Raw genomic sequence first — 23,397 nt, 5'->3', positions numbered from 1 at the left:
TGGCCTCTCGCTCAGCCTTTCGGCTCAGCTCCTCGGCCCCGGGTCGGTGTCCGTGTCGCTCTGACTTGAATAAAGTTACGTGTCTGCGTGCATCATGTCAAATCGCCTGGTCAAGAAGCGTTTTCGAGGTTAACGCTTCATTCCGCCGCGCCGACTCGGGTCACTTCCCCACCCAGAGCCTGTAGCTGCTCAACGAATTTGGGATAGCCGCGGTCGATGTGGAAGACGTCGTGCACCTCGGTGGTGCCCTCGGCAACCAGACCGGCGAGTACCAATCCGGCGCCGGCCCGAATATCGGAGGACCACACCGGCGCGCTCGACAGGCGCGGAATACCGCGCACCACAGCGTGATGCCCGTCGGTGCGCGCGTCGGCGCCCAACCGGATCATCTCCTCCACGAAACGGAAACGCGCTTCGAAGACGTTCTCGGTGATCATCGACGTACCGTCGGCGATCGCGGCCAGCCCGATCGCCATCGGCTGCAGGTCGGTGGGGAAGCCGGGGAACGGCAGCGTCGAGAAGTTGACCGCGCGCGGCCGCTCGGCCTGCACGACGCGGAAACCGTCCTGCTCGAACGAGATCCGCGCGCCCGCGGAACGCAGCTTGTCCAGCACCAGCGACAGATGCTTGGGGTTCACGCCCGTCACCCGGACGTCGCCCATGGTCATGGCGGCGGCGATACCCCAGGTGGCGGCGACGATCCGGTCGCCGATCACCCGGTGCGTGGTCGGCGCGAGCCGCTCGACCCCCTGCACGGTGAGCACCGAGGTGCCCGCGCCGGTGATCCGGGCGCCCATCTGCACCAGCATGTTGCAGAGGTCGACGATGTCGGGTTCGCGTGCGGCGTTGTCGATCACGGTCTCGCCCTCGGCGAGGACCGCGGCCATGAGGATGTTCTCGGTGGCGCCCACCGACGGGAAGTCGAGCCGGATCTTGGCGCCCTGCAGCTCGTCGGCGCGCGCCACGACGCAACCGTGCTCGATCTCGCTGGTCGCGCCGAGCAACCGCAGGCCGGCCTGGTGCATGTCGAGCGGCCGCGAACCGATCGCGTCACCGCCCGGCAGCGCGACCACTGCGCGCTTGCAACGCGCCATCAGCGGCCCGAGCACACACACCGACGCGCGGAACTGCGTCACCGCGGGGAAGTCCGCGTGATACTTCGGCTCCGCCGGGGTGTTGATGGTGACCGTTCCCGCGTCGATCGCGACGTCGCAGCCGAGGCCGCGCAGCACGTCGCCCATCAGCGGCACGTCGAGAATGTCCGGGCAGTTCGTGATCGTGGTGGTGCCCTCGGCCAGCAGGGCAGCGGCCATCAGCTTGAGGACGCTGTTCTTGGCGCCTCCCACCGCGACTTCACCGACGAGTCGATTCCCGCCGGTAACCAAAAACCGTTCCATGCCGCCTCTCCGCGTATTCGGCGCACTGTTGGGTGCAAGGATAGTTGCGGCACTGGCCCGCCACTCCAGGTATCCAGCTCCGCCACTCCGGGTATTCAGCGCACTGGTGGGTGCCACGGTAGTTCGGTTGCGGGCCGGCGGTCCGACGCCGGGCTGAGTTCTGGGTATACCCGGGGTGTTTACCCATGTATCCGAGACAAGTGTCCTCGTGTCTCGAGCATTATCAGGTGCTCGACCTGGTTCCGCCGGGCTTCCACAGGATATCGCCGCCGGGATTCGCCACGCGGCTCAGGATGAACAGCAGGTCCGAGAGGCGATTCAGATATTTGGCCGGAAGCACATTCGTGTCCTCCGGGTGTGTCTCGATGGCGGCCCAGGCCGCGCGTTCGGCGCGCCGTGCCACCGTGCGGGCCGTGTGCAGCAGCGCCGCCAGCGGCGTGCCGCCCGGCAGGATGAACGAATTCAGTGCCGGCAGTTCAGCATTGAACTCGTCGCACCAGCCTTCCAGCCGGTCGATGTAGAGCTGGGTGATGCGCAGCGGCGGGTACTTCGGCGCCGCGACCACCGGGGTGGACAGATCGGCGCCCGCGTCGAACAGATCGTTCTGTATCTGCAGGAGTACCGCGCGCAACTCGTCGGCGGGCTGTCCGAGCGCGATCGCCACCCCGATCGCGGCGTTCGTCTCGTCGCAGTCGGCGTAGGCGACCAGGCGCGGATCGGTCTTCGCGACCCGCGAGAAATCGCTGAGACCCGTGGTCCCATCGTCGCCGGTTCGCGTGTAGATCCGCGTCAGGTGCACACTCACGAGCCTCAGCCTATCCGTTGTCGCGCGATGTCCGGGCGGGTGCGCCGGTCAGCGCATCCGGCGGGTGCGATCGGAGGGGCGCGATTCCACCCAGGACAGAAACGCGGTGCGCGAGGCGCGATCCAGGGCCAGTTCGTAGCTGCCGTCGCGATCGGTCACCGCGATCACCGCGATGTCGTCGGTCATGATGTCGTATTCGTCGCCGACCGGGGCGCGGCGGTCGCCGATCTCGATGCCCTGCCGATGAATCGTGCAGTCGGGTCCGAGTTTCAGACTCGTCAACTTGAAAAAGACCAATCGGTCCTCGTCGTAGCGGATCAGTCCGTGCCGCCAGCCCTGACCACCGCGCGCGGGCAATACCCGCAGGATCGCGGCGGTTCCGCCGCGCCGCAACATGATCAGGCGATAGGTCGAGGCCAGGGCGAGGAACACGAGCGTGAGCACCAGAATGATCAGGAGAACCATCCCGGTCTGCAATGCAGTTCGTCCCTTCGCTCTGTCGCCGTGTCGTCGACACCCTATTCAATTGGCGGTGCTCGCAAGCCCTCCGAGGATCCGGCTCCGGGCCCATCGCGATCACCGCCGTGCGGTCATTCAACCACGACCTCGAGTTTACAAACGGGCCACCCGTGTATTGAAACGACCGTCGGCGGCGAAGAAGCCTTCGCCGCCGACCGTCTGCTACTCGATTTTCGGTTGTCGCCTACGCGTTCGCGGTCTGCTCCACCGCGCGCACCTGGGCCTGCGCCGCCAGCTGGTCCTCTTCACTGGCCGCCGAGTCGGCCAGCACGCGACGTGCCGCCTCGACATCGACCTCGTCCGCGAACTCCGCGGACTCGGCCAGGACCCGGACCGTGGTAGCGGTCACCGAGAAGAAGCCACCGTGCACCGCCGCGACGATCCGCTGACCGTCGGTGTCGACGATGGACACGATGCCACCCTCGACCAGCTGGCCGAGCAGCGGCTCGTGGCCCGGCATGATGCCGATCTGGCCCTCGGTCGTCTGCGCGCTGACGAACGTCGCCTGGCCGGACCAGAGCAGGCGTTCGACCGCGACGAGATCAACTGACATTTCCGACATCGGGGACTACTTTCCGGCGATCTTCTTCGCGGCCGCCTCGACGTCGTCGAGGCCACCGCAGGAGTTGAACGCCTGCTCCGGGAAGTGGTCGAACTCGCCCTTGCAGACCCGGTCGAAGTCGTCGATGGTCTGCTCCAGCGGAACCACCGAACCGACCTGGCCGGTGAACTTCTCGGCCACGATGAAGTTCTGGCCGAGGAACTTCTCCAGGCGACGGGCGCGGCCGACGAGGACCTTGTCCTCTTCGGAGAGCTCGTCCATGCCGAGGATGGCGATGATGTCCTGCAGTTCCTTGTACTTCTGCAGGATCCGCTTCACCTCGTTGGCCACGGCGAAGTGCCGCTCGCCGACGATCGAGGCCTCCAGGATGCGGGAGGTCGAGGTCAGCGGGTCGACGGCCGGGTAGATGCCCTTCTGCGAGATCGGGCGGGAGAGCTCGGTCGTCGCATCGAGGTGGGCGAAGGTGGTCGCCGGGGCCGGGTCGGTGTAGTCGTCGGCGGGCACGTAGATGGCCTGCAGCGAGGTGATCGACCGACCACGGGTCGAGGTGATGCGCTCCTGCAGCTCACCCATCTCGTCGGCCAGCGTGGGCTGGTAACCGACGGCGGAGGGCATACGACCGAGCAGGGTCGAGACCTCGGAACCGGCCTGGGTGAACCGGAAGATGTTGTCGATGAACAGCAGCACGTCCTGGTGCTGCACGTCGCGGAAGTACTCGGCCATGGTGAGAGCCGAGAGGGCGACGCGCATACGGGTGCCCGGCGGCTCGTCCATCTGGCCGAAGACGAGGGCGGTGTCCGGGAGGACGCCCATCTCTTCCATTTCCAGGCGCAGGTCGGTGCCCTCACGGGTGCGCTCGCCGACGCCGGCGAACACGGAGGTACCGGAGAACTCCCGCGCGATACGGGTGATCATCTCCTGGATGAGCACGGTCTTGCCGACACCGGCGCCACCGAACAGGCCGATCTTGCCACCCTTCACGTACGGGGTGAGCAGGTCGATGACCTTGATGCCCGTTTCCAGGATCTCGGTCTTGCCCTCGAGCTGATCGAATGACGGGGGCTTGCGGTGGATGCCCCACTGCTCGCCGTCGCGGCCGAGGCCGGGGGTGTCGAGGCAGTCGCCGAGCGCGTTGAACACGTGGCCCTTGACGACGTCGCCGACCGGCACCGAGATCGGCTTGCCGGTGTCGGTGACCGGCGCGCTACGGACCAGGCCGTCGGTCGGCTGCATCGAGATGCAGCGGACGATGCCGTCGCCGAGGTGCTGGGCGACCTCGAGGGTCAGGGTCTTGGCCACCGAGGTCAGCGTGATCTCGGCGTGCAAGGCGTTGAACAGGTCGGGGATCGAGCCACGCGGGAACTCGACGTCCACGACGGGGCCGATGACTCGGACGACGCGACCTGTGTGTGCGCCGGTCCGACTCGTGTTGTCTTGGGTGACAGCTGCGGTCATTTGGTTTGGATTCTCTCTGTGTCAGATTGCGGCCTTCGGGGGCCCCTGCGTGGTCACGCTCCGCTACCTCCTCCGGGGCCCGTCCCTCAGGCCGCGGCGCTAGTCGCGGTCCGAGCTCGCGGCCAGCGCGTTCACGCCGCCCACGATTTCACTGATTTCCTGGGTGATCTGGGCCTGCCGCACCGAGTTCGCCTGCCGGGAAAGATCAGTGGCCAGTTCGTTGGCGTTGTCGGTGGCTGCCTTCATTGCGGTGCGCCGAGCCGCGGACTCGGATGCCGCTGCCTCGAGCAACGATGAGTAGATACGCGTGTTGATGTACTTCGGCAGCAGGGCTGCCAGCAGTACCGTCGCATCGGGCTCGAATTCGTACTGCGCGTGCACGTCCGCCGTCGGCGAATCGGACACGAAATCCTCACCCATGTCGAAGTTCTCGTCGACGTAGCTCACCTGGATCGGCGCCAGGCGGCGCACCTCCGGGGTCTGCGTCAGCATCGACACGAACCGCGTGTACACGATGTGGAGCTCATCGACGCCCGCGATATCGCCGGTCCCGTTCGGCGCGGGGACCGTGCCGTCGGAGCCGGCCATGAAGGCCTCGACCAGGTGGTTGCAGGCGGCCGAAGCATCGGTGTACTTCGGCTGCTGCGAGAACCCGGTCCACGACGCGACCGGCGTGCGGTTGCGGAAGGTGTAGTACGTGAGGCCCTTGTTGCCCATCACGTAGATCACCGGTTCCTTGCCCTCGCCACGCAGCGTGTGCATCAACTCCTCGGCGCGCTTGAGCACGTTGGAGTTGTAGCCACCGGCCATGCCGCTGTCACTGGTGATCACCAGCACGGCGGCCCGGCGCGGGTCGGCACGTTCGGTCAGCAGCGGGTGGGTCAGGTTCTGCGACGCGCTCGCCAGCTCGCCGAGGACCTTGGTGATCTCCTCGGCGTAGGGCTTCGCGGCCGCAACCCTGGCCTGCGCCTTGGAGATTCGCGAAGTCGCGATCAGCTCCTGGGCCTTGGTGATCTTCTTGATCGAATTCACACCACGAATGCGGGAGCGCAATTCACGCAAGCTTGCCATCAGCGGTTCACACTCCCTTCATTCGCTTGCATTGGGTAACCCATGGCTCGCATCAGTCTCGAACCTGGGTCACTTCTCGACGTGCTTGCGAGTGACCGAGAGGGTCTCGACCTCTTCGTGCTCGAGGTCGCCCGCCTCGGCCTCGTTCACGACACGGCTGCCGTCGGAAGCGAGGAAGCCCTGCTTGAACTTGTCGGTCTCGGCCTTGATCTGGTCGGCGGCCTCGTCCGCGAGCACCTTGCCGCCCTCGATGGTCTTGAAGGCATCGGCCGCGGCCCGGTGCAGGTGCTCGAGCACCTCACGGTTGAAGCGACGGATGTCGGCGACCGGAACCGAGTCGTAGTAGCCCGCATCGACCAGGTAGATCGAGACGATCTGGTCCTCGACCGCGACCGGCGAGTACTGGTCCTGCTTGAGCAGCTCGACCCAGCGGGCGCCACGCTCGAGCTGAGCGAGCGAGGCGGCGTCGAGGTCGGAGGCGAACGCGGAGAACGCCTCCAGCTCACGGAACTGGGCCATTTCCAGACGCAGCGAACCGGCGACCTTCTTCATGCCCTTGGTCTGCGCGGCGCCACCGACACGGGAGACCGAGGTACCGACGTTGATCGCCGGGCGGACGCCCTTGTTGAACAGGTCGGACTCGAGGAAGACCTGGCCGTCGGTGATGGAGATGACGTTGGTCGGGATGAACGCCGAGATGTCGTTGGCCTTGGTCTCGATGATCGGCAGACCGGTCATCGAGCCGGCGCCCATCTCGTCGGACAGCTTGGCGCAACGCTCCAGCAGGCGCGAGTGCAGGTAGAAGACGTCGCCCGGGTACGCCTCGCGGCCCGGCGGGCGACGCAGCAGCAGCGAGATGGCGCGGTAGGCCTCGGCCTGCTTGGTCAGGTCGTCGAACACGATGAGAACGTGCTTGCCCTGGTACATCCAGTGCTGGCCGATGGCCGAACCGGTGTACGGCGCAAGCCATTTGAAGCCGGCGGAGTCCGAGGCGGGGGCCGCGACGATGGTGGTGTACTCCAGCGCACCGTGCTCTTCCAGCGCGGTCTTGACGCCCGCGATGGTGGAACCCTTCTGACCGATGGCGACGTAGATGCAGCGCACCTGCTTGGCCGGGTCACCGGAATCCCAGTTGGCCTTCTGCGCCAGGATGGCGTCGATGCAGACCGCGGTCTTGCCGGTCTTGCGGTCACCGATGACCAGCTGACGCTGGCCACGGCCGATCGCGGTGAGGGCGTCGATGGCGGTGATGCCGGTCGCCAGCGGCTCCTCGACGGGCTGGCGCTCCAGCACGGTCGCGGCCTGCAGCTCGAGCACGCGCTGCTCTTCGGCCTCGATCTCGCCGAGGCCGTCGATCGGCTGACCCAGCGGGTCGACCACGCGGCCGAGGAACTTGTCACCGACGGGCACCGAGAGCACGTCGCCGGTGCGGCGGACTTGCTGGCCCTCTTCGAGGTCGGCGTACTCGCCGAGGATGACCGCACCGATCTCGCGGTCCTCGAGGTTCAGCGCCACGCCCAGCACCCCGCCCGGGAACTCGAGCAGCTCGTTGGCCATCGCCGAGGGCAGCCCGCTCACGTGCGCGATGCCGTCGGCGGTGTCGGTGACAACACCGACTTCCTCGATGGAGGTTTCCGGGGTGTAGCTCTGGGTGTAGCTCTCGATCGCGCTACGGATCTCGTCGGAGGAGATCGTCAGCTCCGCCATGTTCTTCCTGCTCTCGCTGTGTCGAATGTCGGGAGGGGGTCGGCAGCCGGCGAAGCCGGCGGGGTGGGTGAACCCGGGTGTGCGTCAGGCCAGGGACCGACGCAGCCGTTCCAGTCGGCCGATGGCGCTGCCGTCGATCACGTCGTCGCCGACGTGTACGACCAGCCCGCTCAGCAGACTCGGGTCGACCTGCACGTGCACCTGAATCGGCTTGCCGTAGATACGGTGCAACGATGCGGCGAGCCGCTCCCGCTGCTGTGCCGAGAGTGCGATGGCCGCGCGGACATGCGCGACGATCTGGTCACGACGAGCCGCTGCCAGGTCGGAGAGTTCGTCGAACGCCGAGGCGCCGACCGAGCCCTGCTGCCTGGCCACCACCTGTTCTGCCAGGGTGAGGGTGATGGTTTCGGTCTTGCCGTTGAGCAGCCGCTCGATCAGTGCCCGCTTGGCCTCGGCCGGCTTCGTCCGATCGGAAAGGGCCTGCTCCAGCTCGGGGTTGTCGCTGACGATCCGGCCGAGCCGGAACAGTTCGTCCTCGACCGCGTCGAGCCGGCCGGTGTCCGCGGCCGACTCGAGCAATGCCTCCTGCCCGAGCAACACCAGGGTGTCGACCAGGTCGGTGGTCCGGGACCAGTCCTGGGCCACGGCGGTGGTCAGCACCGCCTGCGTGGCCGGGCTGACCTTTCCACCGAAGACCCGTTCGCTGAGCTCGGCCCGGGCCGAACCCGGCACCGACACGTCCGCGAGCGCAACACGCAGCGAACGCTGGTCGTCCAGCACGGCGACAACGGCGAACAATTCGGAACCCGTTGTGGCCGCGACACTGTCGCTTCCGGTCAGAGCGGCCCTGAGCGCCTCCCGAGACCGGGCGCAGGCCTCGCGGCTCGCTGCGTACATGCTTCTCACTTTCACTCTGCTCGATTCTGCCTGCGCGAGGCGGCCTGCATGGTTACGCTGCGCTGCCGCCTCCGGCCGCTGACTCGCTCAGGCATGGCTACCTTCCGACCCCGATGCCGGCCTTCGACTCGTCATCGAGTTCGGTCAGGAACCGCTCGATGGACGCAGCCTGCTTAGCTTCGTCCGAAACCGACTGTCCGATAATCTTTTCGGCCAAATCTACGGCGGTCTGGCCGAGTTCGGTGCGCAGTTCGGTCAGGATGTGCTGACGCTGTGCCTCCAGCTGGTGCTGACCAGCGGCGACGATGCGGTCGCTTTCGGCCTGGGCCTCCGCGCGCATCTGCGCGAGGATCTGCTGGCCCTGGGTGCGCGCTTCCTCGCGGATGCGGGCCGCCTCCAGCCGGGCGTCGGCCAGCTGCTGCTGGTACTGCTGCAGCGTGAGCTGGGCCTCTTCCTGCGCGACCTCGGCGCGCTTGATGCCGCCCTCGATCTTGTCGGTGCGCTCGTCGAGCACCTTCATCAGACGTGGGATCACGTACTTGTAGAAGAGAACCGCGATGATCGCGACGCAGACCACGGACCAGACGATGTCGTATGTCTCGGGGAGAAGAGGATTCACATCCTCTCCGCTTCCCGCTGCGAGAACAGAGAACTCGTTCATCGGAATCAGAAGATGAAGCCGGCGACGAGGCCGATCAGGGCAAGCGCCTCAGTGAACGCGATGCCGAGGAACATGTTGGTCCGGATGGTGCCCTGCAGCTCCGGCTGACGGGCGATACCTTCGATGGCCTTACCGACGACGATGCCGACGCCGATGCCCGGGCCGATTGCCGCCAGACCGTAGCCGATGGCGCCGTAGCCCTTGATCTTCTCAGAGGTGGTTGCGGCTTCCTGGGCCAGGTACGCGAGGCTCATGAGTCTTCCATTCCCTTTCTGTTGCACACCCGCCGGTCGACGAGGTGTAGCAGGTTTTAACGTTCGGTCAGGCAGGTCAGTGTGAATCTGCGTGTTGTGCGAGTCCGATGTAAACGGCGGTCAGCAGCGCAAACACGTAGGCCTGCAGGAAGATGACCAACAGCTCGAAGAGAGTGAACGCGAATCCCGCGAGGAGCGAGAAGGGCGAGAACACTTTCATCCACGCGACGGCGTCGAACAAGAAGAACCAGGTAGCACTGAAGAACAGCACCAACATGATATGTCCGGCCAGCATGTTCGCCATGAGTCGGACGGTCAGCGTGAACGGACGCAGGATGAAGGTCGAGACGAACTCGATCGGAATCAGCAGTACGTGGAGCGCAGGGGGCACATTCGGTACCACGATGCTGCTACGCAGGTACGTAAAGAATCCGTACTTTTTGATGCCGACGTAGTTGAAGGCGACGTACGCGATGACGGCCAGGACCAGCGGCATGCCGATTCGAGCGTTCGACGAGATGTTCAATCCGGGAATGACACCGGAGAAGTTCAGGAACAGGACCGCGAAGAAGATGGTCGCGATGAGCGGGAAGAACTTACGTCCGGATTCCTTGCCCAAAACTTCGTCGCAAATCTGTTCCTTGACGAAGACCAGACCGGTTTCCGCGACGTTCTGCAGCCCGCGCGGGATGAGGCGCGGATTGCGAAAAGCGAGCATCATCACGACAATCAGGACACCGGTCATCAGAAGCCGGATCGCCATCAAACGATCGAGTTCGAACGGCGTACCCTCGAACAGCAGCGCTGGAGGGAAGAAGTCGGTTAGCGATGGCGCGTGGAACTCGCCCGCCAAAGTGGTGACGCTCAGCGTTCTCTCCCGTGTTCGGGCCGTGGGTTCGGTTGATCCCGCGGTTCGATCGGACATTGACGATCAATTTGGGTCGACTCAGGTCGGCTCGAAATTCGTCAGCAGCTGTGCGGCGGGTTGGGATTCCACCTGGCGTCTGTACGTGTGTCGGCGACATCGTCGACATGCAGAACCGGAACCCCTCGGAGCCCGGCACGGCAGTAAGCATAGCGTCACTCGGGGCGGTCGGGGTGACCACCCTTCGCTTGGCAGCTTGCTTACCAACACTTTACCAAGTTATCTACGACAGCGTGTAGGGGGGTGGCGGTCATTACTCGCCGGTAGCTGTGTCGCTCGGCACATCGGGCACCGTCACGTACGGAACCTTCTGTCGCAGAACGCCGTACGTCTCCGCGCCGAGCACGATTACCAGCGCTCCGACAACGGTCAGGAACAGCGCGATCCGGTCATAAAAGGCGAATTGATTCAAGATCGCTATAACGATCAGGGCAACCAGCATTTTGCCGACCCAGCTGGCCAGCATCACCATGCCCGCGGTGGTCGGCGGCAGCTTCGCGCCGAACAACACCACGGCGGCCGTGGTCAGGATGAAGCCACCGCCGATGGCCGCGCCGAGCAGCGCACCCCACAGGCCGGGCACGCCGGCGACCGCCGTGGCGATCGCGACGGCGAGCACGACCAGCACACCCAGCCCGATCAAGCCGTAGCGCAGCGCCGCCTTCAGCGGGGCGTCCGGACCGGGAACAGGGGTAGGAACAAAGCTCACGCCGACAAACCTTACCCGGAGGGCGGATGGTGCTCGGCTTCCTCCCCGCGCCGCAGGCCGGGGATCGCGGTCACCACCAGGGCGAACACCAGGCCGCCCGCCATCAGCAGGATGACCAGGCGCCGGTCCATCAGCGCGGTGCCGACGGCGCCGAACGCGAGGATGCCGACCCACAAGTAGATGAGCAACACCACCCGCCGGTGCGAATGCCCGATCTGCAGCAGCCGGTGATGCAGGTGCATCTTGTCCGGAGTGGAGAAACTCACACCCGCGCGCACCCGGCGCACGATGGCCAGCACCAGATCCAGCACCGGAATGAACATCACCGCGCCGACCAGCAGCAGCGGCGACAGCAGGCCGACGATGTCGCGCGGGCCGAAACCCTGCAGCGGGATGCGCCCGGATGCGCTGGTCGAGACCGCGGCCAGCACCAGCCCGATCAGCATCGAGCCCGAATCGCCCATGAAGATCCGGGCCGGCTGGAAATTGTGCGGCAGGAAGCCCAGGCAGGCGCCCGCCAGCGCGGCGGCCAGCAGAGCGGGCGGGTAGGTGTCCACCGAACCGCCCTGCTCGTTCATCAGACCGAGCGAGAACACGAACACCGCGATCGCGGCGATCAGGCCGAGCCCGGCGGCCAAGCCGTCCAGGCCGTCGACGAAGTTCATCGCGTTCACCAGCGTGACGGTCACCGCGACGGTGACCAGGCCGCCCTGCAACGCATCCAGGAACACCGTGGTGTTGTTGAACGGGTTGTAGATGCTGTACCAGCTCAGCCCCATCACGGCCATCACACCGGCGGCGGTCACCTGCCCGGCGAACTTGGTGAGCGCGTCCAGGCCCCAGCGGTCGTCCACGATGCCGACCGCGACGATGATCGTCGCGGCCACCAGCACCGCCGCCGGAATGTTCGGGCTGTAGTCGAAACCCCTTCGCAGCGCGGGCAATTGATGCGCGAACAGCATCGCGCCGACCACCCCGACGTAGATGCCGACGCCGCCCATCCGCGGGATCGGCTTGACGTGCACGTCACGTTCCCGCGGCACCGCCACGGCGCCGAAACCGATGGCGAGCGTGCGGATTCCGCCGGTGGCGAGGAAGGTGATCACCGCGGAGATGAGCAGGACGAGCAGCAGCTCCCGCAGCGGGACCACCGCACCGGAGCCGGTCATCCGCGGCACCGCCCGAGCATCGGGTCACCCATTCGCGCCGGCGCCTGATCGATCATCGGATGGAGGCGCTGGACAGCGCCTCCGGCGACATGCCGAGGACGTCGGCGATATCGCCGATCGATACGGCACCCTCGCGCAGCACGCGCGGTTGATCGGCGGTCAGGTCGACGATGGTGGAGGCGACGGCGTGCGCGGCGGGCCCGCCGTCGAGGTAGGTGCCCACGAGGTCGCCGAGTTGCTCGCGGGCCTCCGCGGCGGTCTTGGCGGGCGGCTGCCCGGACACGTTGGCGCTGGACACCGCGAGCGGGCCGACCTCGCGCAGCAGGTCGAGGGCGACCGGGTGCAGCGGCATCCGCAGCATCACCGTGCCGCGGGTGTCCCCGAGATCCCAGGCGAGCGAAGGCGCTTGCTGCACAACGAGACTCAGGCCGCCGGGCCAGAACGCCCGGATCAGCTCCCGCGCCTGCGGGCGCACCGAGAAGACCAGGCCGTCGATGGTGTGCCAGGAACCGACCAGGACCGGCACCGGCATGTCTCTGCCGCGGCGCTTGGCCGCGAGCAGCGAACTCACCGCGGTGGCATCGAAGGCGTCCGCGGCCAGACCGTAGAGCGTGTCGGTCGGCAGCACGACCAGCCGGCCGGATTTCAGCGCGCTGGTGGCTGCGGTCAGTCCGGCGGCGCGCAGGTCGGGATCCGCGCAGTCGTAGACGGTACTCACCGGACCATCCTGTCACGCGGGCTCGCCCCGACCACCTTTCAGGGGCGATTTGCGGCGACGAAGCGTGGTTTGCCCGCTAAGTCCGGATGCTCGACGATGTCGGCGAAATCCGCGGCGGCCAGCAGCGCGGCCAGGTCGGAACCGTTCGCGTCGTCGTGTTCGATGGCCGTGCTGCCGCCGGGGCGCAGCAGGCGGACGATGGTGGGCAGCATGCCGCGGATGACGTCCAGGCCGTCCGGACCGCCGAACAGGGCCAGGTGCGGGTCGTGGTCGGCCACTTCCGGATCGAGTTGGGCGCCCTCGGGGATGTAGGGCGGGTTGGACACCACGACATCGACGCGGCCGTCCAGCTCGCGCAGCAGGTTCGGGTCCGTGACGTCGGCGGCGTGCAGGACGATCGGGGTGTCCCCGTCGGCGCCGCGCTGATCGGCGTTGCGCCGGACCCACCGCAGCGCGGCCGGATCGAGTTCGACGGCATGGACCACGGCATCGGGCCGGGCATGCGCGATGGCCAACGCGAGCGCGCCGGAACCCGTGCACAGATCGACGACGATCGGCGCATGGTCGTGCGGCAGCGCCGCCAATTGCGCCAGCGCCCAGGCGAACAGCAGCTCGGTCTCGGGCCGCGGTACGAAGACACCGGGCCCGACCGCCAGGTCGATATCGCCCATCGCCGCGGTTCCGGTCAAGTGTTGCAACGGAATTCGCTCCGCCCGGCGCGCGACCAGCGCACGGTACTCGGCCAGCTCCCCCGGCGTGATGAGCGGCGTCATCAGCAACCGGCTGCGCTGCACGCCGAGCACATGCGCGGCAAGGTGTTCGGCGTCGGCTTGCGGGCTGTGCACCCCCGCCGCCCGCAACGCCGCGACGGCATCGTTGATGGCGGGGCGCAACGCCACCCTGGTCGTGGACATTTCGCAGACTCTGCCCGAAAGCTCGTTACTCCGCGGCCATTCGGGCCTCGCGGTCCGCCTTGCCGAGCGCGTCCAGCAGTGCGTCCAGGTCGCCGTCCAGCACCGAGTCCAGGTTGTGCGCCTTGAAGCCGATGCGATGGTCGGTGATCCGGTTCTCCGGGAAGTTGTAGGTGCGGATGCGCTCGGAACGGTCGACCGTGCGGATCTGGCTGGCCCGGCCCGCCGCCGCCTCCTGATCGGCCTGCTCCTCGGCCAGCGCCTGCAACCGGGCGGCCAGCACCTGCATGGCGCGAGCCTTGTTCTGCAGCTGCGAACGCTCGTTCTGGCAGGTCACCACGATGCCGGTGGGCAGGTGGGTGAGCCGGACGGCGGAGTCGGTGGTGTTGACGCCCTGACCACCCTTGCCGGAGGACCGGTAGACATCGACGCGCAGGTCGCTCTCGTCGATCTGCACCTCTTCCACCTCGTCGGGTTCGGGGTAGATGAGCACGCCCGCGGCGGAGGTGTGGATCCGGCCCTGCGACTCGGTCACCGGCACCCGCTGTACGCGATGCACGCCGCCTTCGAACTTGAACCGCGACCACACGCCGTCACGCGCGGCATCGCGGCTCTTGATCGAGAGCGTCGCGTCCTTGTAGCCGCCGAGATCGGACACGGTGACGTCGAGGATCTCGACCTTCCAGCCGTGCCGCTCCGCGTAGCGGACGTACATGCGGGCCAGATCGGAGGCGAACAGCGCCGATTCCTCGCCGCCCTCACCGGATTTCACCTCGAGCACCACGTCGTCACCGTCGTGCGGATCACGCGGCGCGAGCAGATCGGCCAGCGCCTGCTCCAGCTCGCCGACCTGACGTTCCAGGTCCGGGACCTCGGCGGCGAAGGCCGCGTCGTCGGCGGCGAGTTCCTGCGCGGCGGCCAGATCCTCGCGCGCGGACTTCAGCTTGGTGTAGGTCGCCATGATCGGCGCGAGCTCGGCGAACCGCTTGCCGACCCGGCGCGCGGCGCCCGGATCGTTGTGCAGCGCCGGATCGGACAGCTGCGTTTCCAGGCCGGCGTGCTCGGCCAGAATGTCGTCGATCGCGGACGGTTGCGTCACAGCTTCGCTTCCTTCTCTAGTTTCCCTGTCCCCCTGACAAAGCACCGACGCCCGGCCTGCAGCGCAGGACCGGGCGTCGGCGAGGAAGCTATTTGGCGTCGGAGTCGGCCTTCTTGCCGGCCCGCTTGCCGTAGCGCGCCTCGAAGCGGGCCACGCGGCCACCGGTGTCGAGGATCTTCTGCTTGCCGGTGTAGAACGGGTGGCACTGCGAGCAGACCTCGACGGTGATGTGTCCCGACTCCTTGGTGCTGCGAGTCTGGAAGGTGTTGCCGCAACCACAGACGACCGTGGTGTCGACATACGTCGGGTGGATTCCTGCCTTCATGGGTGTCCTCTCGATATTGGCCGCCGGGTCGCTCACGCGCGGAATCGCGGGAACGTGAACCGGAGCCGACTTAGGCGGGAGGTCTGCTCGAGTGAGCAGACGCAACGACCGTTCAGTATGCCAGAACTGTCGCTACGCTCCCAAAACACCCCGGGCGGGTGGTTTGTTCCCGCCCTAGGTAGACCCCCTGCCGTTGTCGCCCCAGGAAGTTCGGGCACGCGCATCGACGCTGTCTCAGGAACCCTGAAGTCGGGTAGTCCGCTACTCACGAACACGAACAGCGACGTTCATAGAGTTGAGACCTCGGGCCGGTTCGCGGCGTGAGCACAGCCCTCGAAAGCGTGAAAGCCATCTCGAGTGTCGAGCGCACATCGGCGTGCCGTGACAGAAGGGAGAACTTGTGAACATCCGAGTCGCGTCCGCGATCTTCGGTCTGCTGCTTCTCGCTGTCGCGGTCGGCTGGTGTGCGTTGCCGGACATTCCGACCACGACTCCGGCAGCCGCCGTCCATGTCGAGACCACGAACACCGCTCCGGAGGGGAGCGCGGTGCCTGGCTCGACGATCATTCTGGGTTTCATGATCAGCGGCGCGGCCATGATCGGGCTGATGTTCTTCAGCCCGCAGACGCCGAAAGGGCCCCGCGGTGGCGAGGCCCTTTCGGCAGTACAACTCAGGAACTCATTCGTCGAGTGCGCCCGGCGCGGTCTTGCTGACCTGCATCAGGAACTCGAGGTTGTTCTTGGACTTCTTCAGACGGTCGATCAGCAGATCGATCGCCTGGTGCGAGTCCAGGCCGGACAGTACGCGGCGCAGCTTGTGCAGCACCGCCGCCTCGTCGGGGCTGAGCAGTAGCTCGTCCTTACGAGTGCCGGAGGGGTTGACGTCCACCGCGGGGAACACGCGCCGTTCCGCGATCTTGCGGTCCAGCTTGAGCTCCGCGTTACCGGTGCCCTTGAACTCCTCGAAGATGACCGTGTCACCGGTGGATCCGGTCTCCACCATCGCGGTCGCGATGATGGTGAGCGAGCCGCCGTTCTCGATGTTGCGCGCCGCGCCGAGGAACCGCTTGGGCGGGTACAGCGCGGTGGAATCGACACCACCGGAAAGGATTCGGCCCGACGCGGGCGAGGAGTTGTTGTACGCGCGGCCGAGTCGAGTGATCGAGTCGAGCAGCACCACAACGTCTTTGCCCATTTCCACCAGTCGCTTGGCGCGCTCGATGGCGAGCTCGGCGACCGAGGTGTGGTCTGACGGCGGCCGGTCGAAGGTCGAGGCGATGACCTCACCCTTCACCGAACGCTGCATGTCGGTGACCTCTTCGGGACGCTCGTCGACCAGCACCACCATGAGGTAGACCTCGGGGTTGTTGATCGCGATGGCGTTCGCGATGTCCTGCATGATCGTCGTCTTACCGGCCTTGGGCGGCGAGACGATCAGGGCGCGCTGGCCCTTACCGATCGGCATGATCAGGTCGATGACGCGGGTGGTCAGCTTGTTCGGCTGGGTCTCCAGCCGCAGGCGCTGGTTCGGGTACAGCGGGGTGAGCTTGCTGAACTCGGGGCGCCGCTTGGCCGCCTCGACCTCACCACCGTTGACCGTGTCCAGGCGCACCAGCGGATCGAACTTCTGCCGCTGGTTGCTCTGCTCGCCGTCGCGCGGGGCGCGCACCGCACCGGTGATCGCGTCACCGCGGCGCAGGCCGTTCTTGCGGACCAGGTTCATCGAGACGTAGACGTCGTTCGGCCCGGCCAGGTAGCCCGAGGTCCGGACGAAGGCGTAGTTGTCCAGCACGTCGAGGATGCCCGCGACCGGCTGCAACACGTCGTCTTCGCGGATCTCCAGCTCGCGGGCCTCGCCGCCACCGCCACCGGTTTCGCGGTCGCGCCCGCGGCGACGCTCACGGAACCGCCGGCCCCGCCGGCCGCGTCCGCCTTCTTCGTCGTCGTCGTTGCGCGCGTTGTTGCGGTCGTTGTTCCGGCCGCCGTTCGCGTTGCCGCCGTTGCCGTTCTGGTTGTTGCGGTCACCGGACTGGTTGCGCTCGCCGGACTGGTTGCGCTCACCCGACTGGTTACGCTCACCCGACTGGTTGCGGTCGCCGGACTGGTTGCGCTCACGGCGCCGCTCGCCCTGCTCGGAGTCCTGCTTCGGCTCGTCACCACGCGCATCGGCCGCGGCCTCGCCGCCGCCGGATCGCGCCTGGTCACGGCCGCGCCGCTGCCGACCACGACCACGCTGACCACCTTCGCGACCCGAGTCGTCGGACTCGTTCGAGGTGGGCTGCGCGTTCTCGGCCGGGGCCTGGTTCGCGGGAGCTTCCTTTTCCTTCGCCGGTGCGGCGGCCTCGGCAGCGGGCGCCTCTTTTTTCACCGGGGCGGTGCCGACATCGAGGGTGCCCTGTTCGGCCCGGGCGGGCGCGGCGGCGGGAGCTTCGGTATTACCGGACGTTTCGGCCTTGGCGGAAACCGCGGACTTGGCCTGTCCCCCTTCGGGCTTTTCACCCTTCGCCGGTTTTCCGGCCTGATTTTCCTTGATGGCGGCGATCAAATCACCTTTGCGCATTCCGGAGGTGCCTCGGATACCGAGCTCCCCCGCGAGCGCGCGCAACTGCGGCAACAACATTCCAGTCAGCCCCGATCGTGCGACGTCGGTTTGTTCGCTCATCTTCGAAATCTGTCCGGAGTCACTTTCGCGGTCGCCCGAGGCTGGGTTGGATTCCACCCCTGGTGTCGCGAGCAGGTCCGTATCTGTCACGGAAATCCTTTCCTTCCCTCGATTGCCGTGTGCTGTTTCGAGGGTTCGTCCCGCAGTCCGGGCATTCTGCCGGACTCGGATGCGTCCGTCCGCTTCGCCACCGGTGGTGAGAGGTGGGAGAGATCATTCCAGTTGCGCAGCTACGCAGCACCCCCATGGCCTGGAGGCTCGAGCCTGGAGCCTGCTGGAGCGATTGCCCTGATGAAGCACCGGCGTCTGATGCGCACGATGTACGGACTCGCTCAGGATAGCTGCACACTGCGAATATCGGCAAGGCAGACGCGCCGTCAGTCGATCCGGACTCCGTCGGCCAGTCCCGGCTCGACCACCCGCAGGCCGTCCAGGGCCGCGAGTTCGCGGAGTTCGGCAGGGAATTCACTGGTCCCGAGGGCCAGGACGGTCGGTCCGGCACCGGAGACGGTGGCCGCGATACCGGCCGCTCGCAGCCGGGAAATCCAGGTGGTGGTCAGCGGTAATGCGGGCGCACGCTGGGCCTGGTGCAGCCGATCGGCCGTGGCAGGCATCAGCAGGTCGGGGCGCTGGGTGAGCGCCACCACGGCCAGAGCGGCGCGGCTGACGTTGAACGCGGCGTCGCCGTGCGGCACCACCTCGGGCAACAAGCCCCTGGTGTGCGCGGTCGCCGACCGTTCCTCGGGGATGAGCACGACCGGGCGCAGCGTGGGATGCGCGTCCAGCCGGACGGCCCGGTAGACCCGGCCGTGATGTTCAGCCACCGGGACGCCGTCACGGCCGATATCGGCCGCCCGGTCGGTCTCGGTCCAGGACACCACGATGCCGCCGAGCACGCTGGCCGCCGCGTTGTCCGGATGACCCTCGAATTCCGATGCGAGCTGCACCAATTGGTCGTCCGAGGTGGCCAGGGCCGAATCGAATTGCGCCGCGATGGCACACCCCGCGGCCAGCCCGCCGACCACCGCGGAGGCGGACGAGCCGAGCCCGCGCGAATGCGGAATCACGTTGCGGCACACCACATCGAGGCCGTCGGCCCAGACACCCGCGGCCTCCAGGCCGCGCTCGATCGCTCGCACCACGAGATGCGAAGGGCCCCATGGCACATCGTCGGCGCCCTCGCCCTCGACCCGGATGCTGAGCCCCGAATCGGTAGTGCGCACGTCGATCTCGTCGAACATGCCGAGCGCCATCCCGAGCGAGTCGAACCCGGGACCGAGATTCGCGGTGGACGCGGGTACCCGCGCGGTCACCGAAATACCCGCGGGCAGCGTCCGGCTCATCGCCGCACCGCGTCGCCGTTCGGCCAGCTGACTATCCTTCGAATTCAATTCAGGCCAGCTCTAGCTCGGCGGCGACCGCGACCGGGTCCACCGGAATCGCCTGCACCTGCGGCATGCCCAGCAGGGCGGTGTCGGGATCCTTGAGTCCGTTACCGGTCACGGTGCACACGACGGTGAGGCCGGCGTCCAGCCAGCCCTCGGTGCGCGCGGCGAGCAGACCCGCAACGCTGGCGGCCGACGCGGGCTCGACGAACACGCCCTCGGTCGCCGCGACCAGTCGGTACGCCGCGAGGATCTCCTCGTCGGTGGCGGCACGGAAGGCCCCACCGGACTCCTCCTTCGCCGCGACCGCGGCGTTCCACGAAGCCGGCGCACCGATCCGGATGGCCGTCGCGATGGTCTCCGGATCGCTCACCGGGGCGCCGTGCACCAGCGGTGCGGCCCCCGCGGCCTGCACGCCGAGCATGCGCGGCAGCTGCGTGGTGATGCCGTCGGCGTAGTACTCGCGATAGCCCCGCCAGTAGGCGGTGATATTGCCCGCATTTCCGACCGGCAGCGCGTGCACGTCGGGCGCGCGGCCCAGCACGTCGCAGATCTCGAACGAGGCGGTCTTCTGCCCCTCGATGCGGGCCGGGTTCACCGAGTTCACCAGGCCGATGCTCGGGAAATCGGAGGTCACCTTGCGCGCCAGCTCGAGGCAGTCGTCGAAGTTGCCGTCCACCTGGATGATCTTCGCGCCCAGCATGACCGCCTGGGCCAGCTTGCCCATCGCGATCTTGCCCTGCGGAATGAGCACCGCGCAGGTCATGTCCGCGCGGGTGGCGTAGGCCGCGGCGGATGCCGAGGTGTTGCCGGTGGAGGCGCAGAGCACCGCCTTCTGGCCCTGGTACTTCGCGTCGGTGATGGCCACGGTCATGCCGCGGTCCTTGAACGAGCCGGTCGGGTTCAGGCCCTCGACCTTGAGATATACCTCACACCCGGTCAGCTCGGACAGATGCGGTGCGGGCACCAGCGGCGTACCGCCCTCGAGCAGGGTGACCGGCTCCCAGTCCCGCGCACCGGCGATCCGGTCACGATAGGCCGCGATCAACCCCGGCCAACGAGAATGCACTCCGGCCTGCGGTGCCACACCGGCATTCGCCCACCCAGCCGGTTGCCCGCTCCTGGAGGTATTCATTCTTCGGTGCCTTCCAATCTGAGAACGCTGGTGATGGATGTGACGGATTCCATCTCCGCCAGGGCGGCGACGGTGTCCGCGAGCGCCGATTCCAACGCGTGGTGGGTGACCACGACCAGGCGGGCTCCCGTGCCGTGCCCCTCTTGGCGGACGGTCGAGATGCTCACCCCGTGCTTGGCGAATTCGCCCGCCACCGCGGCCAGGACCCCGGGACGGTCTTCCACCTGCAGGTTCACGTGGTAGCGGGTGGGTGTATCGCCGATCGGTGCGATCGGTAGCTCAGCATAAACCGATTCGCCCGGCGCACGGCCACCGTAGAACTTGTTGCGCGCGGCCATCACCAGATCTCCCAGCACGGCGGAGGCCGTGGGCGCGCCGCCCGCGCCCTGGCCGTAGAACATCAACCTGCCCGCGTTCTCCGCCTCGACGACCACCGCATTGAAGGCCCCGCTCACGGCTGCTAACGGATGCTTGCGCGGCACCAGCGCCGGGTAGACGCGCACGGAGACCCGCTCCTTGCCGCCCTCCTCGGGGCTCGGCTCGCCGGGACCGGCGGCGACCCGCTCGCAGATGGCGAGCAGCTTCACCGTGCAGTTCAGCGCGGACGCGGTCTCCAGATCCTCGGAACTGATCTTGGAGATGCCCTCCCGGTACACGTCGGCGGCGGTGACCCGGGTGTGGAAGGCGAGCGAGGCGAGGATCGCGGCCTTGGCCGCAGCGTCGAAGCCCTCCACGTCGGCGGTCGGGTCCGCCTCCGCGTAACCGAGGCGGGTGGCCTCGGCCAGCGTGTCGGCGTAATCCGCGCCGGTCTCGTCCATCGCGGAGAGGATGAAGTTGGTGGTGCCGTTGACGATGCCGACGACCCGGTTCACCCGGTCACCGGCCAGCGACTGGATGAGCGGGCGGACCACCGGGATGGCCCCGGCGACCGCGGCCTCGAAATACAGGTCGGCGCGGTTGCGTTCGGCGGCGGCGGCGAGCTCGCCGGTGTAGTCGGCCAGCAGCGCCTTGTTCGCGGTCACCACGGATTTGCCCGCGTTCAAGGCCGCCAGGATCAGCCGGCGCGGCGGGTCGATACCGCCGATGACCTCGACCACCAGATCGACGTCGTCGCGCGCGACGAGTGCGTCGGCGTCGGTGGTCAGCAGCGCGGCCGGAATGCCGCGATCGGTCGCCAGATCACGGACCGCGACGCCGCGCAGCACGACGGGCGCGCCGACCCGGGAACGCAGATCCTCGGAATGCTCCCGCAGAATCCGCACCACCTCGGTGCCGACATTGCCCATGCCGAGCACCGCGACACCGATGGGCTGGTCTCTCCCCCACACCAATTGAGCCGAATTCGGCCCGCCCGCCGCCCGGCCACCACCCCTGATCGAATCGCCTTGCGATACTGCGTTCATCACACCTCCAAGCTGAGCAAGTCCGCCACCGTTTCCCGGCGCAGAATGAGTCGCGGTTGTCCGTCACGCACCGCGACCACGGCGGGCCGGGTCAGCTGGTTGTATCGGCTGGACATCGAATAGCAGTACGCACCGGTCGCGGCGACGGCGACCAGATCACCGGGGCCGACATCCTCCGGCATCCAGGTGTCCCGGATGACGATATCGCCACTCTCACAATGCTTTCCGACCACGCGCGCGACCACAGCCGCGGCCTCCGAATTGCGCGAGACCAGGCGGCAGTCGTAGTCCGCCTGGTACAGCGCGGGGCGGATGTTGTCGCTCATGCCGCCGTCGACGCTGATGTAGCGCCGGCGCAGGCCACCGTCGAGCGACACGTCCTTGGTGGTGCCGACCTCGTACAGCGTGACGGTGCCCGGCCCGGCGATGGCCCGGCCCGGTTCCACGGCGATCTTCGGCTCCGGCAGGCCGATGCTCGCGGCCTCGGCGGCGACCAGGTCGCGCACCTTCGCGGCGAAATCGTCCAGCGGCGGCGGGTCGTCGTTCGGCAGGTACGAAATACCAAGGCCGCCACCGAGATCCAGCGTGGAGATCTGCGCGGTCCGTTCGACGCCGAACTTCTCGATGGCGTCGTGCAGCAGGCGCAGCATGCGGCGCGCGGCGATCTCGAAACCGTCGATCTCGAAGATCTGCGAGCCGATATGGCTGTGCAGGCCGACCAGGCGCAGGTTGTCCGCCTCGAAGACCCGCGCGAGCGCCTCCATCGCGTCGCCCCCGGCGATCGAGAAGCCGAACTTCTGATCCTCGTGCGCGGTCGAAATATATTCGTGGGTATGGGCTTCCACGCCGACGGTGACCCGGACGAGCACGTCCTGCACCACCCCGGCACGGCCCGCGATGGCCTCGAGGCGCTCGATCTCGATGAGCGAGTCCACCACCACGTGACCGACCCCCGCGGTCACCGCGGCCTCCAGCTCGGTGGCGGATTTGTTGTTGCCGTGCAGCGCGATTCGCTCAGCCGGAAATCCCGCGTGCAGGGCGATCGCGAGTTCGCCGCCGGAACACACGTCCAGCGAGAGGCCCTCGTCCCGGATCCAGCGCGCGATCTCGCCGCACAGGAAGGCCTTCGAGGCGTAATGCACCCGGGCATTCGGACCGAAGGCGCGCACCATATCGCGGCAGCGCGAACGGAAATCGTCCTCGTCGACCACGAACAGCGGCGTACCGAATTCGGCGGCCAACTCGTGCACAGGCACGCCTGCCAGCCGCACCACGCCGTCGGAATCACGGCTCGCGTTGCGCGGCCACACATTCGCGGGCAGATCGATCATCTGCTGCGGATCCCGCGGCCGCTCCGGCAAACTCGGTGCGTGCGGTATCTCAGCATGCCGGGGCCCGGCCGGATGCGCGCTCACAATTCCACCTCGCTGGCGCTCGGCTCCATTGTGACCGCGCAAGCGGCTGTAACTTTGGTTCGCTCGCTGCGCTCCCGCACGGACACCGCCTCGCTGACGCTCGGCTCCACTGTGACCGCGCAAGCGGCTGTAATTCTGGTTCGCTCGCTGCGCTCCCGCACGGGCTCTGATCCCTTCTTCATTTCTATACGAAAGGCTTTCTGCCCGTGTACA

General features: G+C 67.3%; 22 protein-coding genes. All 22 read right to left on the bottom strand.

Going from position 1 to position 23,397, the window contains the following annotated elements:
* Positions 1-137: 137 nt before the first annotated feature.
* Positions 138-1,397 (bottom strand): UDP-N-acetylglucosamine 1-carboxyvinyltransferase, encoded by a 1,260-nt coding sequence (murA, locus tag NVU01S_RS41745; protein ID WP_043679213.1) that lies wholly within the window; start codon positions 1,395-1,397, stop codon positions 138-140.
* A 223-nt stretch (positions 1,398-1,620) separates the two neighbouring features.
* The gene (locus tag NVU01S_RS41740) at positions 1,621-2,202 is read right to left on the bottom strand and encodes a cob(I)yrinic acid a,c-diamide adenosyltransferase (RefSeq protein ID WP_043679210.1); all 582 of its coding nucleotides are present in this window, start codon (positions 2,200-2,202) and stop codon (positions 1,621-1,623) included.
* 48 nt (positions 2,203-2,250) lie between these two features.
* Positions 2,251-2,667, bottom strand: coding sequence for a DUF2550 domain-containing protein (locus NVU01S_RS41735; protein WP_014982074.1), 417 nt, complete (start codon positions 2,665-2,667; stop codon positions 2,251-2,253).
* A 238-nt stretch (positions 2,668-2,905) separates the two neighbouring features.
* Positions 2,906-3,283 (bottom strand): F0F1 ATP synthase subunit epsilon, encoded by a 378-nt coding sequence (locus NVU01S_RS41730; RefSeq protein WP_014982073.1) that lies wholly within the window; start codon positions 3,281-3,283, stop codon positions 2,906-2,908.
* Positions 3,284-3,289: 6 nt separating this feature from the next.
* Positions 3,290-4,738: a F0F1 ATP synthase subunit beta gene (atpD, locus tag NVU01S_RS41725; protein ID WP_043679206.1), complete on the bottom strand. Its 1,449-nt coding sequence runs from the start codon at positions 4,736-4,738 to the stop codon at positions 3,290-3,292.
* Between the two features lie 99 nt (positions 4,739-4,837).
* The gene (locus tag NVU01S_RS41720) at positions 4,838-5,809 is read right to left on the bottom strand and encodes a F0F1 ATP synthase subunit gamma (protein ID WP_043679203.1); all 972 of its coding nucleotides are present in this window, start codon (positions 5,807-5,809) and stop codon (positions 4,838-4,840) included.
* 69 nt (positions 5,810-5,878) lie between these two features.
* Entirely contained in the window at positions 5,879-7,516 is a 1,638-nt protein-coding gene (gene atpA, locus NVU01S_RS41715) for a F0F1 ATP synthase subunit alpha (protein WP_014982070.1), read from the bottom strand.
* Between the two features lie 84 nt (positions 7,517-7,600).
* Positions 7,601-8,413 carry a F0F1 ATP synthase subunit delta gene (locus NVU01S_RS41710; RefSeq protein WP_042257060.1) on the bottom strand — a complete coding sequence of 271 codons (813 nt, stop codon included), beginning with the start codon at positions 8,411-8,413 and terminating at the stop codon, positions 7,601-7,603.
* A gap of 97 nt (positions 8,414-8,510) precedes the next feature.
* Positions 8,511-9,074: a F0F1 ATP synthase subunit B gene (locus NVU01S_RS41705; protein ID WP_043679200.1), complete on the bottom strand. Its 564-nt coding sequence runs from the start codon at positions 9,072-9,074 to the stop codon at positions 8,511-8,513.
* 5 nt (positions 9,075-9,079) lie between these two features.
* Complete coding sequence (locus tag NVU01S_RS41700; RefSeq protein WP_014982067.1) at positions 9,080-9,328, bottom strand: ATP synthase F0 subunit C; 249 nt, start codon at positions 9,326-9,328, stop codon at positions 9,080-9,082.
* 76 nt (positions 9,329-9,404) lie between these two features.
* Positions 9,405-10,253: a F0F1 ATP synthase subunit A gene (gene atpB, locus NVU01S_RS41695; RefSeq protein ID WP_171904504.1), complete on the bottom strand. Its 849-nt coding sequence runs from the start codon at positions 10,251-10,253 to the stop codon at positions 9,405-9,407.
* A gap of 253 nt (positions 10,254-10,506) precedes the next feature.
* A complete protein-coding gene (locus NVU01S_RS41690) occupies positions 10,507-10,962 on the bottom strand; it encodes a Cg1360 family ATP-synthase-associated protein (protein WP_014982065.1) in 456 nt (151 codons plus the stop codon).
* A gap of 11 nt (positions 10,963-10,973) precedes the next feature.
* Complete coding sequence (locus tag NVU01S_RS41685) at positions 10,974-12,131, bottom strand: glycosyltransferase family 4 protein (RefSeq protein WP_014982064.1); 1,158 nt, start codon at positions 12,129-12,131, stop codon at positions 10,974-10,976.
* A 52-nt stretch (positions 12,132-12,183) separates the two neighbouring features.
* Positions 12,184-12,849, bottom strand: coding sequence for an L-threonylcarbamoyladenylate synthase (locus NVU01S_RS41680; protein ID WP_042257058.1), 666 nt, complete (start codon positions 12,847-12,849; stop codon positions 12,184-12,186).
* A gap of 38 nt (positions 12,850-12,887) precedes the next feature.
* Entirely contained in the window at positions 12,888-13,763 is an 876-nt protein-coding gene (prmC, locus tag NVU01S_RS41675) for a peptide chain release factor N(5)-glutamine methyltransferase (protein WP_043679197.1), read from the bottom strand.
* 25 nt (positions 13,764-13,788) lie between these two features.
* Positions 13,789-14,859, bottom strand: coding sequence for a peptide chain release factor 1 (gene prfA / locus NVU01S_RS41670; protein WP_014982061.1), 1,071 nt, complete (start codon positions 14,857-14,859; stop codon positions 13,789-13,791).
* A gap of 88 nt (positions 14,860-14,947) precedes the next feature.
* A complete protein-coding gene (gene rpmE / locus NVU01S_RS41665) occupies positions 14,948-15,184 on the bottom strand; it encodes a 50S ribosomal protein L31 (protein WP_014982060.1) in 237 nt (78 codons plus the stop codon).
* Positions 15,185-15,863: 679 nt separating this feature from the next.
* On the bottom strand, positions 15,864-17,846 hold the full coding sequence (gene rho, locus NVU01S_RS41660; protein WP_156161892.1) for a transcription termination factor Rho: 1,983 nt from the start codon (positions 17,844-17,846) through the stop codon (positions 15,864-15,866).
* A 377-nt stretch (positions 17,847-18,223) separates the two neighbouring features.
* Complete coding sequence (thrB, locus tag NVU01S_RS41655; RefSeq protein ID WP_043679227.1) at positions 18,224-19,189, bottom strand: homoserine kinase; 966 nt, start codon at positions 19,187-19,189, stop codon at positions 18,224-18,226.
* A 49-nt stretch (positions 19,190-19,238) separates the two neighbouring features.
* Positions 19,239-20,300, bottom strand: coding sequence for a threonine synthase (gene thrC / locus NVU01S_RS41650; RefSeq protein WP_043679224.1), 1,062 nt, complete (start codon positions 20,298-20,300; stop codon positions 19,239-19,241).
* A 62-nt stretch (positions 20,301-20,362) separates the two neighbouring features.
* Positions 20,363-21,769 (bottom strand): homoserine dehydrogenase, encoded by a 1,407-nt coding sequence (locus tag NVU01S_RS41645; RefSeq protein ID WP_280140882.1) that lies wholly within the window; start codon positions 21,767-21,769, stop codon positions 20,363-20,365.
* Positions 21,769-23,184: a diaminopimelate decarboxylase gene (gene lysA / locus NVU01S_RS41640; RefSeq protein WP_043679189.1), complete on the bottom strand. Its 1,416-nt coding sequence runs from the start codon at positions 23,182-23,184 to the stop codon at positions 21,769-21,771. Before lysA ends, NVU01S_RS41645 begins: the two co-directional genes overlap by 1 nt.
* Positions 23,185-23,397: the final 213 nt, after the last annotated feature.

It is taken from the genome of Nocardia vulneris, assembly GCF_001613425.1.
In the GTDB taxonomy this organism is placed as follows: domain Bacteria; phylum Actinomycetota; class Actinomycetes; order Mycobacteriales; family Mycobacteriaceae; genus Nocardia; species Nocardia vulneris.
The sequence above is the reverse complement of the archived record's forward strand: the minus strand, read 5'-3'. Positions and strand labels throughout refer to the sequence as shown.

Excerpts from the sequence above, each read along its gene's own strand:
- murA (WP_043679213.1), bottom strand. The coding sequence starts at position 1,397 with ATGGAACGGTTTTTGGTTACCGGCGGGAATCGACTCGTCGGTGAAGTC.
- NVU01S_RS41735 (WP_014982074.1), bottom strand. The coding sequence starts at position 2,667 with ATGGTTCTCCTGATCATTCTGGTGCTCACGCTCGTGTTCCTCGCCCTG.
- NVU01S_RS41730 (WP_014982073.1), bottom strand. The coding sequence starts at position 3,283 with ATGTCGGAAATGTCAGTTGATCTCGTCGCGGTCGAACGCCTGCTCTGG.
- atpD (WP_043679206.1), bottom strand. The coding sequence starts at position 4,738 with ATGACCGCAGCTGTCACCCAAGACAACACGAGTCGGACCGGCGCACAC.
- NVU01S_RS41720 (WP_043679203.1), bottom strand. The coding sequence starts at position 5,809 with ATGGCAAGCTTGCGTGAATTGCGCTCCCGCATTCGTGGTGTGAATTCG.
- atpA (WP_014982070.1), bottom strand. The coding sequence starts at position 7,516 with ATGGCGGAGCTGACGATCTCCTCCGACGAGATCCGTAGCGCGATCGAG.
- NVU01S_RS41710 (WP_042257060.1), bottom strand. The coding sequence starts at position 8,413 with ATGTACGCAGCGAGCCGCGAGGCCTGCGCCCGGTCTCGGGAGGCGCTC.
- NVU01S_RS41705 (WP_043679200.1), bottom strand. The coding sequence starts at position 9,074 with ATGAACGAGTTCTCTGTTCTCGCAGCGGGAAGCGGAGAGGATGTGAAT.
- NVU01S_RS41700 (WP_014982067.1), bottom strand. The coding sequence starts at position 9,328 with ATGAGCCTCGCGTACCTGGCCCAGGAAGCCGCAACCACCTCTGAGAAG.
- atpB (WP_171904504.1), bottom strand. The coding sequence starts at position 10,253 with ATGTCCGATCGAACCGCGGGATCAACCGAACCCACGGCCCGAACACGG.
- NVU01S_RS41685 (WP_014982064.1), bottom strand. The coding sequence starts at position 12,131 with ATGACCGGCTCCGGTGCGGTGGTCCCGCTGCGGGAGCTGCTGCTCGTC.
- prmC (WP_043679197.1), bottom strand. The coding sequence starts at position 13,763 with ATGTCCACGACCAGGGTGGCGTTGCGCCCCGCCATCAACGATGCCGTC.
- rpmE (WP_014982060.1), bottom strand. The coding sequence starts at position 15,184 with ATGAAGGCAGGAATCCACCCGACGTATGTCGACACCACGGTCGTCTGT.
- rho (WP_156161892.1), bottom strand. The coding sequence starts at position 17,846 with ATGAGCGAACAAACCGACGTCGCACGATCGGGGCTGACTGGAATGTTG.
- thrB (WP_043679227.1), bottom strand. The coding sequence starts at position 19,189 with ATGAGCCGGACGCTGCCCGCGGGTATTTCGGTGACCGCGCGGGTACCC.
- NVU01S_RS41645 (WP_280140882.1), bottom strand. The coding sequence starts at position 21,769 with ATGAACGCAGTATCGCAAGGCGATTCGATCAGGGGTGGTGGCCGGGCG.